Here is an 18,685-nt window from a genome sequence, read left to right on the forward strand (position 1 = left end):
CAATCATGCGGAAAACCTTTCGCCAACCCCATGCCTTAGCTGCGCTCGTGGTCGCCATCTTGATGGGCCAGCTAAGCGGCTGCGCAACCACGTCGGCGCAAACGTCGCCTACGGAATACGCTGCAACCTTGCCTGACGCCCAGGGCAATAGTGAAGAGACAGCACAACCTCAGCATTTTGAAACGGAAGTTATCGACGAGCGTTACGCCGATGTGTGGGAAAAAATTCAACACGCCCGCACCATTGATGTGCATGACGATGCCGAAGTCCGCAAACAGCGTAACTTTTTCGATGATAAGCAAAAGTTTATGACTCAGGTGACCCAGCGCGCCGAGCCATTTTTATACTATATTGTCAGCCAACTCGAAGCCCGCAACATGCCGCTCGAACTGGCACTCCTGCCGATTGTTGAGAGTGGTTATAACCCGCTAGCTCAGGCAAATGGCCCCGCAGGGCTCTGGCAAATGATCCCTGCGACGGGACGTAATTTTGGCCTGACCATCAACTCGGCCTACGATGGCCGTAAAGATGCACTGGCCTCGACCGATGCCGTGCTCGACTATTTACAACACTTGCATGACACCTTAGGTAACGACTGGATCAACGCCGTTGCGGGTTATAACAGTGGCGAGCTAGTGATCAAAGCCGCTATCGATAGAAACAAAGCTAAAGGCAAACCCACGGATTTCTGGTCGCTGAATATTCCGGCTCGCCAAGTGCAAACCGTGCCTAAATGGCTGGCCTTTATTCAAATTATCCGCGCACCTAGCCATTACAATCTCAAGGTGATGCCGATTGCCAACCGCCCATTTTTGGAGCGTTTACCTGCACCTAACGGGGTTGAACTCAGCCAAATCGCCAATGCTGCGGGACTCACTAAGGCGGAGTTTAAAACCTATAACCCTGGTTATCGCCAAAGCGTGATCCCAAGTAAGGGCAAATACCAAATCGCCCTGCCGATTGAAAACATCGGCCAATATCAAGAAAATCAGCACCAGTTGTCCGCGCAAACACGTTACGACAGCCAGAGCTATATTGTGAAATCCGGCGATAGCCTAGGCACAATTGCCGCGAAATTTGATATCTCAGTCAAAGAGTTAAAGCAGGCAAATAACCTCAACTCCGATAGAATCAAAATCGGCCAAGAGTTGACCCTGTTAACGCCGATGAGCAGCGAAGATAACACCTCGACCGAGACGCCAAAGCAGAGCAAAGCTCAAACAACGTCTCAAGCGGCAAAGGCTAAAACCAGCAGTAAAACCGCTGACAAGCCCACCGCGAAAGCCAGTACTTACAAGGTGAAGTCCGGTGACTCGTTAGATAAAATCGCGCGTAAAAACAAAGTGAAACTCGCGGATTTAATGAAATGGAACCAGCTGAATGCCAAGAGCATTATTAAGTCTGGCCAAGAGCTAAAACTGTCGGAATAAAGACGGCTAAGACGAAAAAGCACTACCAAGGTAGTGCTTTTTTATTGCCCTAATCTATTTAGCGATTAAAGCTTAACGAGGTTATAGCCAAAGCTGGTTGAAGCGTCCTTATTCAGCACCATAGTGACATTATCTTCGTTATTAAAATCCATCATCTCTGATGCATAAACCACGGTCTTAGTGCCATTTTCCACCGCGATCACCTTGATGGAATACTCACCTTTTGGCACCACTAACGACTGCGGCGCCGTTGGATTAACCGCACTGATCTTATAGGCTGCAGTTTCAATGGTGTCGTTCGCCTTTAAGAAGTACAACGTCAGGTTACTCTTGTCGGCAAAACTGACGATATCAAACTTAAAGCTGTAGGGACTCGGCGTTTGCGTTTGCTTCATCTCCATCGCCTTCACTTGGCTACCTTCTTCGGTAGTTTGCTCGTAGATGAAGATGGTTTTGATATCGTCCTGATTAAGGGTAATCAACACATTGTCGAGCAATTTGGCTTGGCTAGTATGATCAAATACGCTCACGCCAAAGTCATTAAACTCAGCGCCTTGATAGGCAGTCACGCCAAAGGGAGCCACATTGCTAAATAGAGCTTCTTGTTTATTACTCACGACTTTGACATCGACATTGTGCGTTGCCAAACCATTGAATACCCTAAAATCGACGCTGCTTTCGAGGGCGACATGATTACGCACATTGGTGGTCGAATCGACGCTATCTAAGCTGATTTTGGCATCCGAAGCGCCAAAGCTTTCCCGTAAAATCAACTTATAGGGCACCTTAGTCTTAAAGTTAATGCTTGCCGTGGTGTAGCTCACATTAGTGGTTCCCGCGGGAGCGAGGTAAACCTTGTAATCCCCAGTGTCCAAAATCTGCGGTGTTGAGACCTCACCGTAGGAGACACTGCCAAGCATCACCGCATCGGCAAAGCCTTGGTCGGCTTTAGCAATATAGGCATCGTAGGCGGGCGCATTCATCGCCGTATGGGCGATCAATAATTGCATTTTACTCTTGTCCGCTTCGGCGTTTTGTTTATCGAGTTCAGTACGGGAGTAATTGATATTCAGCAGCGATGGCGAGGCAAAATCCCCATGCAAGACAAAGAAATGGTCTGTCGCGGTTTTTAAATCGATATCCTCTTTATAGAGTGAGATATCTTTGTTCGATGCATCTTTACCCATCACCTCGACGGCACTGACGCCTGGCGTTGAAGTGAACCTTGGCATCGCATCGGCGTAGCTCACGCTCTCATAGGTTTTATCACCAATCTTCAGTGCGGTAGCCGTACTTCCAGCCGAAGCATTGTAAAATTGCACATAGGTATCGGTCTTCGAGGTGTCCTCATCCTTTTTATTATCGGAGCCACCACAAGCGGTCACGCCCAAACAGGCGAAAGTCAAAACCGCGAATCCTTTTAGTTTATTGTTAAGCATCGTATCCCTCATTAGCAGACAAAAAATTCAGTTCAGTCTACGCAGTTATACAATGACAACAATGGCAATTTCCACTCAAAACAAAAACAAATATTTCACAAACTCAACAACTTAACAAACATTTCAATAACAACGTCAAAGTTGATACAAATCACATTTTTTAAGCGCTGAATTGATACAAATAAGATTGAAGACAAAGGCGGTATCGTCTGATGTGCCTATGTTCAGCATGTGAATTGAATATGCTGTGATGCTAGCCACTATTGAACAATATTTAATCGACAAATCAGGGCTGTGGGCGAACTTTTGATATTGATATCTATAAACGCCTGCTGCATACCGAGATAGAATTTATCCCCGTCTGCGACACCAACAATGAATGCTCTCCAAACAACCTTTGTGCCAGCAATTAGACATTGCACTATAAAGTAAACACGGTAAATATCAGCTTTAATCCTGCGTCTGTGGCTGAAAAATGGCTTTTATCCTGTTTCGCAGCCAAGTGATTTTGGGGTTATGGCTGTTTCTCTTATGCCAAATTAAGGTAAAAGGAATGGCGAGTTTATCAAGATATTCGCCACTTATCGGGATGGAACGACTCACTAAATCAGGGTGTAATTGACGAGCATATTGCTCACAATATTGCGGCGCTACCGCCATCATGCTGTGGTGAGGCTCTGCCGCGACAAACAGTGACTGCTCAAAACTGGCTAAGGTCAGCACTATATTGCGAGTTAACCCAAGTTCGATAAGTACATCATCCAAGGCCCAGGTTTCGCTCTTTTCCCACAAGATATTGATATGCGGATATTTAAGAAAAGTGTCTATGTTCCACTCTTCTTGCAAGGCGGGATGATCGCGGCGTAAGTACACCCGAGGGAGATCGGTAAATAAAACCTCAAAATCGATAAAATAAGGCAGTAAATCAAGGGATTCCTTGGAGCGTGGATGACTCTCTCGGCCAGTAAACCCCATGTCGGCCTCACCGCGAACAATGGCCTCGAGTGAATCATAATCCCAATTACGCACCTTCACTTTTGCATCTGGGTAGTGCTGGTAAATGGCTTGCGTTAATTGATTAAGCATAATGAGCGACAAAGGAGACTCAAGCATCAGCTCGAAGCTGAGCCCTTTCGCCATATCATCCCCACGCTTACCCATGAGCTGTTTGCCCATTTGCAACCAATCGGCTAAGTCTTGCTCCATGCTTTGGGCTAATGGTGTGAGCTGCAATCCTTGAGGCGTTTTAATGAATAACGGATCATCAAACCAATCGCGCAACTTCGCCAACGATTTACTCACGGTCGATGGCGTCACATTGAGCTTTTTGGCGGCCTTAGATACGCTCCGCTCCTGCGATAACAACTGAAAAGTAAACAACAGATTGAGGTCAAGCCGACTCAGGGATTTGCTCATTCGCTACCATTTCCGACAATTTAGGCACAGCTAACATTAGCGTGATACTTATCAGCGCTCCAACGGCGAGGATAGCTAATAATATATTAATCGCACTCACTTCGAGCAGCCCCATCACCCAAATATACAAGGCCGAAGTACAGACTTGGGCTATCCCCAGTAATGAGCTAGCCACCCCTGCCCGCGCCACAAATGGACTGAGCGCCTGACTCATGGTCACCCCAAATCCAATCGCAAACCCTGAACATACCAAACCAAAACCGAGCAGATTGAATAACTGACCCAACCAGCCCAATTGGGTCAAGATGAACACCAGCGCTGCTGCGGCAAATAATGTCTGAGAGAACAAAATTAGCGATTTTTCTTTAAACTGGTTAAGCAAAAAGGGCGTCGAAAATGAGGCCAGCATACTTACCAATGCAGTCATCGCCATAGTGTTGGAATATTGGCCTCGGTCAAACCCCATCTGCCCCATAATCAGCATGGGAGACACATTCACATAGCTTAAAATCGTGGTTACGCCTAAGGTCGTTATAACCACGCGGCTGATAAAAAAGCCTTGTTTAAAGGATTCAGTTTGTACTCTAGGCAAAGTTTGACTGTGAAATGACGCTTTAGAATAAGTCTCACGCAAGACGAACAGACATAGTCCAAACACCAGCAATCCCATTACCGCCATAGTGTAAAACAAACTCGGCCATGGAAACCTAAGCATGATCAAATGCCCAATTACAGGCGCAATCACCGGGATAATACAGGTCACGCCATTCACCATTGAGAGCACTTTAGCGCGACGCTTATCGTCTAAGGCATCACGCAAAATCGCAAACGCGACGACATAACAACAACCCGCCCCGACTCCTTGCACAAAGCGAGCGACTAAAAACAGATCACTGCTTTGCGAGCGCGCTGCAAAGTAGGAGGCTAACGCAAACAGTAAGGCACTAAAGAGCGTGATAGGTTTACGCCCAATCCTATCGGCTAAACTGCCCGCAAACAGCATAGTCGTCGCCATGCCCGCAAGATATACAGAAAACGCAATGTGCAGCTGCGCCTCAGTCGCCCCAAGTTGATTGGCGATTTGTGGCAATCCCACCAAGTACATATCTATCCCTGTCGGGTACATTAGGACCAAACCAAAGCAACATAAAAGATATCGAAACATGACATGAACACCCTGCAAAAAGTTGCGTTTAGCCTAATGTGAGCGCGGCTTAAACGTGAGTGGCATTTTCGACAACAGCGATTTCCAATTACGACCGAGAGATATTGCAATGATCAATAAAACCAAACCTCCTGTGAAACGAGTATCACAGGAGGGAGATCTTCAAAGGGATTATGGTTTAATCGCTCACTGAGCCGTGATGGGTGCAGGTAAGGTTTCGATGGTTAAGCGCTTATCATCTTTGAGGTATTTCTGCGCCAATTGGCTTAACTCGGCGGGGGTTATTTGCTGTACCAGTGCCAATCGTTGGTTAAAGCCCGCAAAACGCTCCGGTTGGCTTTGGGCGGTTGAGGCCAAATCTAACCAAAAGTTATTACTTTGCGGCGCCATATGCATCCACTCCAACACAGGTTGGCGGGCGCGATTGAGTAAATCCTCACTGATACCCGAAGGCGCTTTAACCTGCTTAACTGCGGCGGCGTAATACTTAGCCACCTCCGGCAACATAGGCTTAGTTGTCACACTAAATAAGCCAAGATAACCATAACCCGTTGGATTTAAGTCACTGTATGAAAATGCCGAGGGTGAATAACTCGCACCGGCTTTTTCGCGTACATTTTCAGTGAGTAGGATATTGAGTACCTGCTCGAGTAAACCTAAACCCACCAGCTCACGGGGATTGCTCATATCCGTCGTCGGCCATACCTGCGCGAGTGCCGCCATATCGACTTGACCATAATGGGTCAGGTTCATTTGTGCCGGCACTTTGGGAAATACAGGCACAATCGTCTGCCCCTTAGGGATCGGCTGTCGCGCAATGGCTCCTAGGGTTTGTGCAACCTCAGCAATCGCTTTGTTTTCATCAAAATCCCCAACAATCGCCAGTTCAATCACCCCCTGCTGAACGGCAGAATGGAAGCTAGGCGCGAGTTCAGCAAACTGACGTTTGAGGATTTCATCAGGATTACCGTAGCCATAACGTTTGTCGCCATTGTGAGCAATACGGGCAAACTGATTCGAAAACTCCAGTTGCGGATTGCTATGAATGCTCTGCTGCTCGGCTATCACTTGCTCACGGAATAACTGCTCGGCCTGTTGATCCATCCCCGGGTCAACAAGATAAGCCGTTAGCACGCCTAATTGAGTGCGAAGTTCGGCAGCATTGGTGCTGATCTCGCCGCCAAAACTCTGTTCACGCAAACTCAAGCCCACCGAGATATCTTGGCCAGCAAAAATATCCTGCAAACTGTCCCAATCGTGCAGCCCTAAACCGCCCTGCACAAAGGCGCTATTAAACAGGTAAGACAAACCATCTAGCTCGGGGAATGGCACCTCGCCAAAACCGATATTGAGACTTACCAGCGTCATCCCCTGATTAAAGGGGGTGGGTTTTACATTGAGGCGCACACCGTTAGCAAACTCTAGCTTACGGATCCCAGTTGTGGCATCGCGCTGATCGGCAACAATCTGCCCCGGCTCACCAAATTGACTATAGGCAAACTCGGCAATGCTCTTGGTTTCGGGTGCTTTTACGGCTTGCTTTCGGCTCGCGCCGTAGGCGGCTAAGAGTTGTTTTTCAACATTTTCAATGGGTTTGCTATTGGTGAGATACAGATAAGGCGTCCCTTCCCAAGCCTGTTTAAACGACTGCTGCAGTTTTTGCGGCGTGATACTCGGCATCAGCTTTTCAAACAGCGCCAATTGCCATGCGGGCTCCACTGGCATACGTCGGCTCGCCACTGTATTCACTAGACTTTCGGCAATATTAACGCTGTGAATGGTGTTACTGCCAGCGGCACTAAGCTGATAGCCCTTGTGCATCCGCTTAAGTTGCTGGTCAATTTCCTGTTGGCTAAAACCAAATTCCAGCGCCTGACGCAAGGTTTGCTCTAATAGTGCAAGTCCTTGCTGCCAGTTGTTTTCCTGCGTCCCCAAGGTCATTTGCGTGCCGTAGGCAATATCGTATTGTGGGCCGATTTGTAAGCTTACGCCGTATAAGCCTTGGCTGTGCAGCAACTGTGATTCTAGGCGGCGATACAAAATACCATGGGCAAGCTCTAATAAAATCTCCTGCTCACGCAGCGCAATCGTATCTGGTTTAGGGGTTTGCGGTTTTAACAGCCCGAGGGAAACCGAGGTTTGCAGGCTTGGGTCAAAAAATGCCGCCGCCTCAACAGCGGTTTTAGCCTGTACCGTGCCTATGGATTGGGCCTTCACCCCAGCAGCCTGCGGCGCGGCTTGCCAGTCGGTAAATTGCTGTTTGATCTTGTGCTCGATACGACCGACATCAATATCCCCCACCACAATTAAGCTGGTGCGGGATGGCGTATAAAAACGCTGATAGAGGGACAATAACTTGTCACGATTCGCATTTTGAATGCTCGTCGCCTCTCCCACGGGAAAGCGCTGCGATAGCAAGGTTTGCGGCATTAAAAAGGTTAACTGGTGGCGATAGTTTTCTAAATCGGCGCTACTGCGCTCACGCAGTTCAGACAAGACCACCGCCTTTTCACGCTCGATAAGGGTGGGATCCAGCAACAGGTTACTGGCGATTTCGCGCATTAAAAACAAAGCGGTATCGACTTTATCTTGGCTATTGCTCGGTAAATTAAACTGATAAACCGTCTGCTGGAATTCAGTCACCGCATTGGTATCGGCTCCAAAACTTAAACCTAAGCGTTGTAAGGTCGGGATCATCTCCTCCGCCGCGAGTCCGGTAGAGCCATTAAAGGCCATATGCTCTAAGAAATGCACTAGACCTTGCTCGGCATCCGTTTCCATCACAGATCCCACATCCACCCGCATACGGACGATAACCGCCTGTTCAGGGGTTTTATTGTTTACCAACAGATAGTGCAACCCATTAGCCAGGGTGCCTGTGTGTACTCGCGGACTTAAGGGTAAATCGGCCGACTCAGGCCACAGAGGCGCTTCAACCGCCCTTAAGGGGAAGGCCACGCTGATAAATAGCAGCCATAGCCACAGGTGTTTAAACTGGATTCGCTTGAAATTATTCATAAAAATTCATTTTCTCCCCCCAATTGGGTTCATTAACCGGAGAAAATGCTTACCTCAGTACTGATAAATTGACTTTTTACTATAGCCGCTAAAAAGCTTTAAGTCACAAAATCAATACCTTACACCGTACCAAAAATATCAAAACCATGAATCAATAAGAAAAAATAATATTAGAGCTTGAAAGTTTATGAGGGAAAACTCGTTGTTAACTTTATAAAAATATTCCTCTGTCACACTGCCGCACATTGGCAATTCAGAACAGGCTTAATTAAAGCCTGTTTTATTCTAAATTAAGCAAGTCTGACTAACACAGTTAATGCATAGATAACCATAGCCCAATAGAAACCAAAAAGAGCAATCCAGATCCAATTCAACCAAGTTAAACTTGAATTATCCTCATATTCTAAAGGTTCAAGCGCAAAGTTAATTGCTTTTTGAGCTTCATACAATGGATACAAAACTGCTAAAGGTATAAAAATAGAAATTAAAATAAAAAATGTTGGTAAAACTTCAATTTTATTAAGAATACTAGAGACTACGATAAGTAAAACGTAAGCTGTCGCTAAAGCTGAATGATTCCAACGATAGCTTCTATTATCTTCTTTAATATATTCACTAACATAAACGAACAAAGAGTGCGTAAAAAATACCGTAAAAATGCATCGAGCAATAGGCCATGCATCTAAATCATAATACTCTTTTAATGCCTGCCATTGCTTATAAAACCAATAAATTTGATATAGACCAAAGGTGGCAACAAACATAATTGTCAATTTAGCAAGAGAAACGTGAAACAGTGGAATTCTCTGAATATTGCTATCTACTGTTATTTGTTTTTCATCACTTTTTAATGGATTACTTTCCTGACTTATTACATCTTCCATGGAAGAATTCCTTTCTTTTAGTAGTAATTGTCATAACGTTAATTTATTTCCAAAAGTTAGAGTCCTTTAGTGAACCCAAACAACCCACCCTAAATCATAACAACTGTTAACAACTACGCAAAGAAAATTATTCAAGGACAGACAAGCCATATATAAACAAAAAGCCCTGCACAATATGGCAGGGCTTTTAAAAAACGATTATTTACACTGTAAAACTAGGAAAATTAGAACGGGATATCGTCGTCCCAACCGTCATCCAAATCTGGGGTAAAGTTTTGTTGTGGCTGTGGTGCTGGACGTTGTGCAGGTGCCGCTGGTGCTTGATAGGCTGGTGCAGCAGGCTTAGGCGCATAACCACTTTGCTGTGGCTGAGCATGGGATTGCTGTTGCTGGCCATAGCTTTGCTGAGCAGGCTGCTGATTGTAGCCAGATTGTGGCTGCTGTGCAGGTGCTTGGTAACTTTGCTGTGCTGGCGCGTATTGGTTTTGCGCTGGCGCAGTTTGAGCCGGAGCCGCTTGGTAACCCGCGTTTTGTTGCATGCCACCCATAGGTGCACCTTGGCCTTGACCTTGACTTTGGCCTTGATTGCGACCACCTAACATTTGCATGCTACCGCTTTGGTCGATAACCACTTCAGTGCTGTAACGATCTTGACCGCTTTGGTCTTTCCACTTACGCGTCTGCAGTTTACCTTCGAGGTAAACCTGTGAACCTTTACGCAGGTACTCACCCGTAATTTCAGCCAACTTGCCAAACAGAACCACACGGTGCCATTCAGTACGCTCTTGCTGTTGACCTTGTTGGTCTTTCCACGATTCGCTGGTCGCTACTGTGATGTTAGCGACTGCGTTACCGTTTGGCATGTAACGTACTTCTGGATCTTGTCCCAAATTGCCAACCAAAATTACCTTGTTAACACCACGACTGGCCATTGAAATCTCCTGCGATTCTTTAAATAATCTATTAATTCAGTATGTTGTTTATAATTGTTGCCGCAAGGGAAAATCCGCTTCCCTAAAACTAGCGGCAATAACACATATTATTGAGCAGAGCCTAACACAGCTCGGGCTTCTCTTAAATCGAAATGCTCATCAACTTTGAGGTAAGCAACTTTCTCATCTAGCACCACAATCGCTTCGACCACACCCATCAATTGTGACAGCTGCGATGCCATATCCCGCGCTTGGGCCTTATCTTTTACGGCTGCTTCTAAGGTGTAACTCTTAAGCAGCACAGGATTTTTCATCCCTAGGGTCAATAATAACCAAACACCCATCAATACCAGCGCAACGATAAACACGCCCACGGCGCCGACTAATTGGAACGCACCGCCACCGAGCATACCGCCACAGAATGCGCCTAAGAATTGGCTAGTCGAATAAACCCCCATGGCCGAGCCTTTTTCGCCTACGGGGCAGAATTTCGCAATCAAACTCGGCAGCGACGCTTCAAGGTAGTTAAAGCCGGTAAAAAACAGCAATACCGCTACGCTCAATACCCAGAGGTTGTTCGAAAAAATCGCCATCGCCGCAAGGGCAAACATCATGATCACTAAAGCAATCTGGAACATTGCCTTAGTATTCTTACGCTTCACCCCGATGATGATTAACGGCACCATCAAGAAGAATGCGCCCACAAACGCGGGGAAATACAGCATCCAATGTTTTTCCTTCACCAGACCCGCATCGACTAAATCGAGTGGCAAGGCGACAAACACCGCAGTTAACACTAAGTGCAGAATAAAAATACCCGCATCGAGCCTAAACAGCTGCGGATCGGTCAACATACGCTTGAGCTTGGCGGGCGCCGCTAAGGTATCGCCCTTAGGTGCATGGGAAATCGGATTCGGCACTAATAACTGCACAATCAACATGCCAAGTACCGCAAGGCCTGCGGTTAGCAGGAATAAACCCGATAAGCCTAAATGCTGCGCCACAATTGGGCCCACGAGTAACGACAGGGCAAAAGAGCCGCCGATACACATGCCGATAATGGCCATCACCTTAGTGCGCTGCTCATCTCGGGTTAAGTCCGCCGCTAAGGCCAACACGGCGGCGGCAATAGCCCCCATACCTTGCACGGCACGGCCAAATACCACCCCGTAAATCGTATCGGCATTGGCGGCAATTAAGCTGCCGATGGCGAACAATACTAGGCCAGCGAGGATGACAGGTTTACGACCATACTTGTCGGATAAAATCCCCATAGGGATCTGCAAAACGGCCTGAGTCAAGCCATAGGCACCAATGGCAATCCCCACCCAAAGGGGAGAAAAACCTTCTAAATGCTGACCATAGAGTGCAAAGACGGGCATGATCATAAACAAGCCCATCATACGTAAACCAAATACGCTGGCTAAAGAAAACGCGACTTTTTTCTCGGTTCCTGAAAGTCCGTTGTTACCCATGATTTTGCCCTGGATTGAAGTCTTTTAGGGGGCGCATGTTAACACACCCAAAAGCGTTTGCTCAAAAGGAAAAACCGCCCACGCCGAGAGTGTAAAACAGCAGGTTTTGCCCCGCACCAATGCTGATGCTCGCACGTTAGCGTACGCTTAGGCCTTTATTTTTAAGGCTTATCTAAAAGCCCATTGGCTACAAATAGTTAACTCGATGCTTACAGAACTTGGCTAAGTTCACAGCCAATAGACGGATTAATCTTCGTTAATCCGCTAACTGCATCACCTTTATCAGCAATACCGGCCCCACAACCGCGCCCATTGGGCGTGTCAGCAAGATCACAGAATCGACTAAACTCGGCCGCCGAACTGTGCGATACTTAGGCTCATTTTTTTTAAGCATAAGACTTGAGCGATAGATGGATAAGATTGAAATACGCGGCGCACGGACCCACAATCTCAAAAATATCAACCTGACTATCCCAAGGGATAAGTTAATCGTTATCACAGGGTTATCGGGTTCAGGCAAATCTTCCCTAGCATTTGATACCTTATATGCCGAAGGCCAACGACGTTATGTTGAGTCTCTTTCTGCCTATGCCCGCCAATTCTTAAGCTTGATGGAAAAGCCCGATGTCGACCATATCGAAGGCTTGAGCCCGGCGATTTCCATCGAACAAAAATCGACATCCCATAACCCGCGCTCTACCGTCGGGACTATTACCGAAATTTACGACTATCTGCGTCTGTTGTTTGCCCGCGTGGGAGAACCACGCTGCCCAACTCACGGCCAACCACTTGCGGCGCAAACCGTGAGTCAGATGGTCGATAAAGTGTTAGAAATGCCCGAAGACAGCCGCTTGATGCTGCTGGCGCCCGTAGTCAATGGTCGTAAGGGTGAGCACGTAAAATTACTCGAAGGCTTATCGGCGCAGGGCTATATCCGCGCCCGAATCGACGGTGAAGTCTGCGACTTAACCGATCCACCAGCACTCGATTTACACGTTAAGCACACTATCGAAGTGGTGGTCGACCGCTTTAAAGTCCGCAGCGATATCCAGCAGCGTCTCGCCGAATCCTTTGAAACCGCGCTCGAACTCTCTGGCGGGATTGCCGTGGTCGCCAGCATGGATGAAGGCACCACAGAAGAATTAATCTTCTCAGCAAATTTTGCCTGTCCGCACTGCGGTTATTCGATGGCAGAGCTTGAGCCACGGATTTTCTCCTTTAACAATCCGGCGGGCGCTTGCCCAACCTGTGATGGTTTAGGGGTACAACAATTTTTCGACCCAGACAGAGTGATCACTAACCCTGAGTTATCCCTTGCGGGCGGCGCGATTCGTGGCTGGGATAGACGTAACTTTTATTACTTCCAGATGCTGAGTTCACTCGCCGACCACTATAAGTTCGATGTCGAAGTGCCCTTCGAACAGCTGTCGGATAAGGTGAGAAAAATCGTCCTCTACGGCTCAGGCAAAGACAGTATCGCCTTCAAATACATCAACGACCGTGGCGATGTGGTGGTGCGTAATCACCCCTTCGAAGGCATCTTAAATAATATGGACCGGCGCTACCGCGAGACCGAAAGCAACGCGGTACGCGAAGAATTAGCCAAGTTTATCAACACTCAAGCCTGCCAAAGCTGTGGCGGCTCGCGCCTGCGTGAAGAAGCCCGTAACGTGTTTATTGGCGATCTTAACCTGCCCAAACTCACCGTTTGGTCGATAGGTGAAGCCCTCGAATACTTCGACAAACTCGAGTTCAGCGGCCAAAAGGCACAGATCGCCGAGAAGGTACTGAAGGAAGTACGCGATCGCTTAGGCTTCCTCGTTAACGTCGGCCTCAACTATTTAAGTCTGTCGCGTTCGGCCGAAACTCTATCAGGCGGTGAAGCGCAGCGTATTCGTCTCGCCAGCCAAATCGGCGCAGGACTCGTTGGTGTGATGTACGTGCTCGACGAGCCATCTATCGGCTTGCACCAACGGGATAACGAGCGGTTATTGCAGACCTTAATCCACTTGCGGGATTTAGGTAACACAGTGATCGTGGTGGAGCATGATGAAGATGCGATTCGTATCGCGGATCATATTATCGATATCGGCCCCGGCGCTGGTGTACACGGCGGCGAAGTGATTTGCGACGGTCCGATTGAGAAAATTGTCGCCTGCGACGAGTCCGTCACAGGTCAATATATTTCTGGCAAACGCAATATCCATATCAGCACCCCACGTACGCCTTACGACCCCAAACAAGTGATTGAGCTTTACGGCGCCCGTGGCAATAACCTACGCAACGTCGACTTAACGGTTCCCGTAGGCCTGTTCACCTGCGTGACCGGAGTATCGGGTTCAGGTAAATCGACGCTGATTAACGACACCTTTTTTAGAATTGCCCATAAGCAACTCAACGGTGCCACAGTCGATGAGCCCGCACCTTACGATCGCATCGTCGGCATGGAGCAATGCGATAAAGTGGTCGATATCGACCAAAGCCCGATTGGTCGTACTCCGCGCTCTAACCCCGCCACTTATACTGGCATCTTTACGCCTATTCGGGAGATTTTTGCCGCGACGCAGGAATCCCGTACCCGTGGTTATCAGGTGGGCCGCTTCTCCTTTAACGTGAAAGGCGGTCGCTGTGAGGCCTGCCAAGGCGATGGCTTAATTAAGGTCGAAATGCACTTCCTGCCCGATGTGTATGTGCCCTGCGATGCCTGTAAAGGTAAACGCTATAACCGCGAAACCTTAGAGGTGCGCTACAAAGGCAAGAACATCCACGAAGTGCTGCAAATGACAGTGGAAGATGCGCGGGAGTTTTTCGATGCAGTGCCAGCCATTGCTCGCAAACTGCAAACCCTAATGGATGTAGGTTTGTCCTACGTACGTTTAGGCCAGAGCGCGACCACGCTGTCGGGCGGTGAAGCCCAGCGGGTGAAACTTGCGAAGGAGCTCTCTAAGCGCGATACGGGTAAGACCTTGTATATTCTGGATGAACCGACAACGGGCTTGCACTTTGCCGATATCCAATTACTGCTCGATGTACTGCATCGCCTCAAATCCCACGGCAATACTATCGTGGTGATTGAGCATAATCTGGATGTGATTAAAACCGCAGACTGGATTATCGACTTAGGCCCAGAAGGCGGAGGCGGCGGCGGTACTATCCTAGCAACCGGTACGCCAGAAGATGTGGCGCAGCATCCTACATCCCATACCGCGCGCTTCTTAAAGCCGCTGCTGGAGCGGGATGCTAAGCTAGCCAAGCAGTCATAATATAAAGTGTCAGTAGTGCCTTGGTATCTCCAAGGCGCTGTAATTACACCCTATCGAGGTATAAAACCCTCTCAGGCAAGCCATTCGCCGTTATCAATCGAGGAGAACATGTTGCCAACGCATCGCCCGAGTTTGACGAGCTTAAGTCGCGCCAATCTATTACTCATCGCCTGCCTCGGGTTAACGCTTGTGGCATTGGTTGTCGCCGCTGTCGATCCGCTTATCGGTCAACCCACACGTTTACAAGTGACAGTGTTAGACAGCTCAGCCAATAGCAGCCTGCTCGCCTTGCCCGATGGCCGGATCACCACCTTAGATCAAGGCGGTCTCACCAAAAACGCCCAAGTCACTATTTGCTCACGAACCCATTTGGTCTCTGGCTTGGAGCACTTTCATTTAAGCCGTCATCAGGAGGCGACACTCTCCCCCGAGATCCGCGTCTTAGACTGATTCAGCATTACGGCCCATGCAGCCAAGCTAAATCCCTGTTAGGCTTAGGATTGATCATCCTATTGCCAACCTTAAGGATAGCCATGGGCAATTTGGCGCACCCATTCACAGTAATCACTCGCTCCCAGCCTCACCGCATAGGCTTGAGCTTATTGCGCTTGTTTATCCTTAGCTTATGTTTAAGCCTTGCCGCCTGCGCCAATCAACCCGCCGAATACACTTGCTCACTTGAGGCAATTCGATTGAATTGGGCCGAACCAGAAGCTCTTAAGCAAACAGTAGCAACACTCAGCGCCGCAGAATTAATGGGGCGTAAAACCCAAACCGAAGGTGCCGCCAAGGCACGCGACTATCTGCACAGCCAGTTTCAACAACTTGGGCTTACTCCTTGGGGAGAGACTTTCGAGGTACCCTTCGAATATGCCACGCTTTTTAGCCAAGAGACAGGAAGCAATATGGTGGCGTTAGTCCCCGCACGCCAACCCACTCATCGATGGCGTATTGTGGTGGCTCACTACGATCATCTCGGCATGAGTGGCAGCAAGATTTACCACGGCGCCGATGATAACGCCTCAGGGGTTGCCGCCCTGTTGGCTCTCGCCGCCCACTGGCAAGCGCAGCTAAACGCCGCCCACGATTCTCTGCCCAACATTAACTTAATGTTTGTCGCGACCGATGCCGAAGAGCCTGGGCTGTATGGCAGTACGGCCCTCGTCGAGCAACTCAAGCAGCGAATGCCCGAGGCGCAATTTGAACTGATGCTCAATCTCGATATGATTGGCCACCCGAGCCGCCCCTACGCCATTTACCTCGAGGGTAGCCGCAACTTCTATCAATTTCCGCAATTTAGGCCGATGCTAAACGCGAATAATCGCCTCTGCATTAAGTTAAGTCATCCCAAACCCGTGGGACGAAGCATCCAGAGCACAGATTGGCTCAGAGCCTCGGATCATTATCCTTTCCATAAAGCTAAGATCCCTTGGCTCTATTTTGGCGTTCCCACTCATCCGCAATACCATACCCCGGAAGATACCCCAGACACTTTGGATTATGTGTTTCTCGCGGCGGTGACGGAATCCGCCTTCGAAATCCTACGACTCAATGGCGACTTTTTGAAAAATTAATCGAAGTGGCGCGTTTCTTGCTCAGTTTTGGCAAAAAAATCCACGCAAAACCCTGTATTTATCCGAGAGTCACTTGGTAAAGCGGCTAAAATGCTGCTATAATCTGGCGTTTTCGGTGCGGGAAATCGACACGGGGTTGATTTTCTGTCTGTGAAACTTAAGCGCCAATCCGGGCGCATCCACAAGGCTACAACCCAATGTCATCCAGTGAAAGAACTTTCCGTGAACTCGGCTTGTCCGAGAATTTGTTGCGTGCTCTTGACGAGCTAGGTTACGAAAACCCAACGCCAATCCAATCAGCCAGTATCGACCCATTAATGGCTGGCAAAGATATTTTAGGTCAGGCACAAACAGGTACAGGTAAAACTGGCGCCTTCGCCCTGCCCCTGCTCAACAAAGTGACCAGCCAAGCTGTCCCACAAATTTTAGTATTAGCGCCAACCCGCGAATTAGCGGTGCAAGTCGCAGAAGCTTTCAGCAGCTACGCGAAATTTATGAAAGGTTTCCATGTACTGCCAATCTATGGCGGTCAGAGCATGCATCAGCAATTAAACGCCCTGAAGCGTGGCCCACAGGTTATCGTGGGTACACCGGGCCGTGTTATGGACCATATGCGCCGTGGCACTTTAAAGCTGGAAACCCTGCAAGCGCTGGTACTCGACGAAGCCGACGAAATGTTAAAAATGGGCTTTATCGACGATATCGAATGGATTCTGGAACACACACCAGAGCAGCGCCAACTGGCACTGTTCTCGGCCACTATGCCAGAACAAATCAAGCGTGTTGCTAACAAGCACTTAAAAGATGCGACTAACATCAGCATCGCTGCGAGCCACACCACAGTTGACTCTATCGAGCAACGTTTCGTGCAAGTGTCTCAGCACAACAAGTTAGAAGCTTTAGTTCGCGTATTAGAAGTTGAAAATACTGAAGGTATCATCATCTTCGTTCGTACCCGTAACTCATGCGTTGAATTAGCAGAAAAACTCGAAGCCCGTGGCTATGCCTCATCACCACTGCACGGTGATATGAACCAGCAAGCCCGTGAGCGTGCGGTTGAGCAGCTGAAAAGCGGTAAGTTAGACATTCTGATCGCGACCGACGTTGCGGCCCGTGGTCTGGACGTTGAGCGTATCGGCCACGTAGTGAACTACGATATCCCTTACGATACTGAAGCTTACGTACACCGTATCGGTCGTACTGGCCGGGCTGGCCGTACTGGTATGGCGATTCTGTTCGTGACCAGCCGAGAAATGCGTATGCTGCGCACCATCGAGCGCGCAACTAATAGCCGTATTTCGCCAATGAAAGTGCCAAGCCCAGAGACGGTTGCAGAACGTCGTCTGTCTCGCTTAGGTGAGCAGTTAGCGCAAACCATGACTCAAGATCTGGACTTTATGCGCGAAGCGGTTGCCCAGTTATGTCAACAACTGGAAGTGGATACCGATCTGCTGGCCGCAGCCCTGCTACACCAAGTTCAGCAAGAGCGTCCACTGCAGTTGCCAGCGATTCAAGAACGTACTCGCGATGAGCGCAGCGAACGTGGTGCTGAACGTGGCGAGCGCGGTGAACGCCGTAGCCGTGAATCACGCCCAATGCCAGCAAGCCTTGGTAGCGCTGAAGCGTTAAAAGACAATCCAGATCTGAAGATGTGCCGTTATGTTATCGACGTGGGTCGTGACAATGGCGTGGGTGTGGGCAACATCGTTGGCGCTATTGCAAACGAAGCTAACATCGACAGCCGTTACATTGGTGCTATCCAGTTATACGACGCAGTGACTACCGTTGACCTGCCAGACGGCATGCCAAAAGAAGTACTGCAGCACCTGAAGAAAGTGCGCGTATGTGGCAAGCCACTGAACATCCGTGAAGCTGGCGATCAAGTATTTGTAGACTCTGGCCGTGGCGCACGTAGCGACCGTCGTCCACGTGGTGATCGTCCGATGGGCGAGCGTAAACCACGTTCAGCCTCTGGTGACAAGCCGTTTGCAGACCGCAAACCACGTTCAGACAAGCCTGCAGGCGAGCGTAGACCACGTAAACCACGCGAAGAGTAATCGCCAAACCTAAGCCGTTAGGTTAAGCAGAT

The 18,685-nt window shown here is 48.7% G+C and carries 13 protein-coding genes; 5 read left to right on the forward strand and 8 right to left on the reverse strand.

Translation table 11 applies throughout. The features are described from left to right. Nucleotides 1-5 precede the first annotated feature (5 nt). Nucleotides 6-1,430 (forward strand): LysM peptidoglycan-binding domain-containing protein, encoded by a 1,425-nt coding sequence (locus tag SHEWANA3_RS18735; protein WP_011718364.1) that lies wholly within the window; start codon nt 6-8, stop codon nt 1,428-1,430. Nucleotides 1,431-1,495: 65 nt separating this feature from the next. Here SHEWANA3_RS18735 and SHEWANA3_RS18740 read toward each other — a convergent pair whose 3' ends face one another. From SHEWANA3_RS18740 to SHEWANA3_RS23655, 8 genes are all read right to left on the reverse strand, one after another. Next, entirely contained in the window at nt 1,496-2,869 is a 1,374-nt protein-coding gene (locus SHEWANA3_RS18740; protein ID WP_011718365.1) for a DUF4397 domain-containing protein, read from the reverse strand. Between the two features lie 450 nt (nt 2,870-3,319). Further along, nucleotides 3,320-4,285, reverse strand: coding sequence for an HTH-type transcriptional regulator YidZ (yidZ, locus tag SHEWANA3_RS18745; RefSeq protein ID WP_011718366.1), 966 nt, complete (start codon nt 4,283-4,285; stop codon nt 3,320-3,322). Next, complete coding sequence (locus tag SHEWANA3_RS18750; RefSeq protein ID WP_011718367.1) at nt 4,260-5,450, reverse strand: MFS transporter; 1,191 nt, start codon at nt 5,448-5,450, stop codon at nt 4,260-4,262. The genes yidZ and SHEWANA3_RS18750 overlap by 26 nt, the downstream gene beginning before the upstream one ends. 186 nt (nt 5,451-5,636) lie before the next feature. After that, nucleotides 5,637-8,468 carry a M16 family metallopeptidase gene (locus SHEWANA3_RS18755; protein WP_011718368.1) on the reverse strand — a complete coding sequence of 944 codons (2,832 nt, stop codon included), beginning with the start codon at nt 8,466-8,468 and terminating at the stop codon, nt 5,637-5,639. Between the two features lie 290 nt (nt 8,469-8,758). Beyond that, nucleotides 8,759-9,352, reverse strand: a complete 594-nt coding sequence (locus SHEWANA3_RS18760; protein ID WP_011718369.1) for a hypothetical protein — start codon at nt 9,350-9,352, stop codon at nt 8,759-8,761. 224 nt (nt 9,353-9,576) lie between these two features. After that, entirely contained in the window at nt 9,577-10,284 is a 708-nt protein-coding gene (ssb, locus tag SHEWANA3_RS18765) for a single-stranded DNA-binding protein (protein WP_011718370.1), read from the reverse strand. 107 nt (nt 10,285-10,391) lie between these two features. Further along, nucleotides 10,392-11,759: an MFS transporter gene (locus tag SHEWANA3_RS18770; RefSeq protein WP_011718371.1), complete on the reverse strand. Its 1,368-nt coding sequence runs from the start codon at nt 11,757-11,759 to the stop codon at nt 10,392-10,394. A gap of 256 nt (nt 11,760-12,015) precedes the next feature. Beyond that, the gene (locus SHEWANA3_RS23655) at nt 12,016-12,153 is read right to left on the reverse strand and encodes a hypothetical protein (RefSeq protein WP_166485362.1); all 138 of its coding nucleotides are present in this window, start codon (nt 12,151-12,153) and stop codon (nt 12,016-12,018) included. A gap of 16 nt (nt 12,154-12,169) precedes the next feature. Between SHEWANA3_RS23655 and uvrA the strand changes: the two genes are divergently transcribed. From uvrA to SHEWANA3_RS18790, 4 genes are all read left to right on the forward strand, one after another. Beyond that, on the forward strand, nt 12,170-15,022 hold the full coding sequence (uvrA, locus tag SHEWANA3_RS18775; protein ID WP_011718372.1) for an excinuclease ABC subunit UvrA: 2,853 nt from the start codon (nt 12,170-12,172) through the stop codon (nt 15,020-15,022). A gap of 108 nt (nt 15,023-15,130) precedes the next feature. Continuing rightward, the gene (locus SHEWANA3_RS18780) at nt 15,131-15,472 is read left to right on the forward strand and encodes a hypothetical protein (protein WP_011718373.1); all 342 of its coding nucleotides are present in this window, start codon (nt 15,131-15,133) and stop codon (nt 15,470-15,472) included. An 83-nt stretch (nt 15,473-15,555) separates the two neighbouring features. Further along, on the forward strand, nt 15,556-16,596 hold the full coding sequence (locus SHEWANA3_RS18785) for a M28 family peptidase (protein ID WP_011718374.1): 1,041 nt from the start codon (nt 15,556-15,558) through the stop codon (nt 16,594-16,596). A gap of 197 nt (nt 16,597-16,793) precedes the next feature. Next, a complete protein-coding gene (locus SHEWANA3_RS18790; protein ID WP_011718375.1) occupies nt 16,794-18,653 on the forward strand; it encodes a DEAD/DEAH box helicase in 1,860 nt (619 codons plus the stop codon). The last annotated feature ends 32 nt before the right edge of the window (nt 18,654-18,685 follow it).

Source organism: Shewanella sp. ANA-3, from assembly GCF_000203935.1.
Classification (GTDB): Bacteria; Pseudomonadota; Gammaproteobacteria; order Enterobacterales; family Shewanellaceae; genus Shewanella.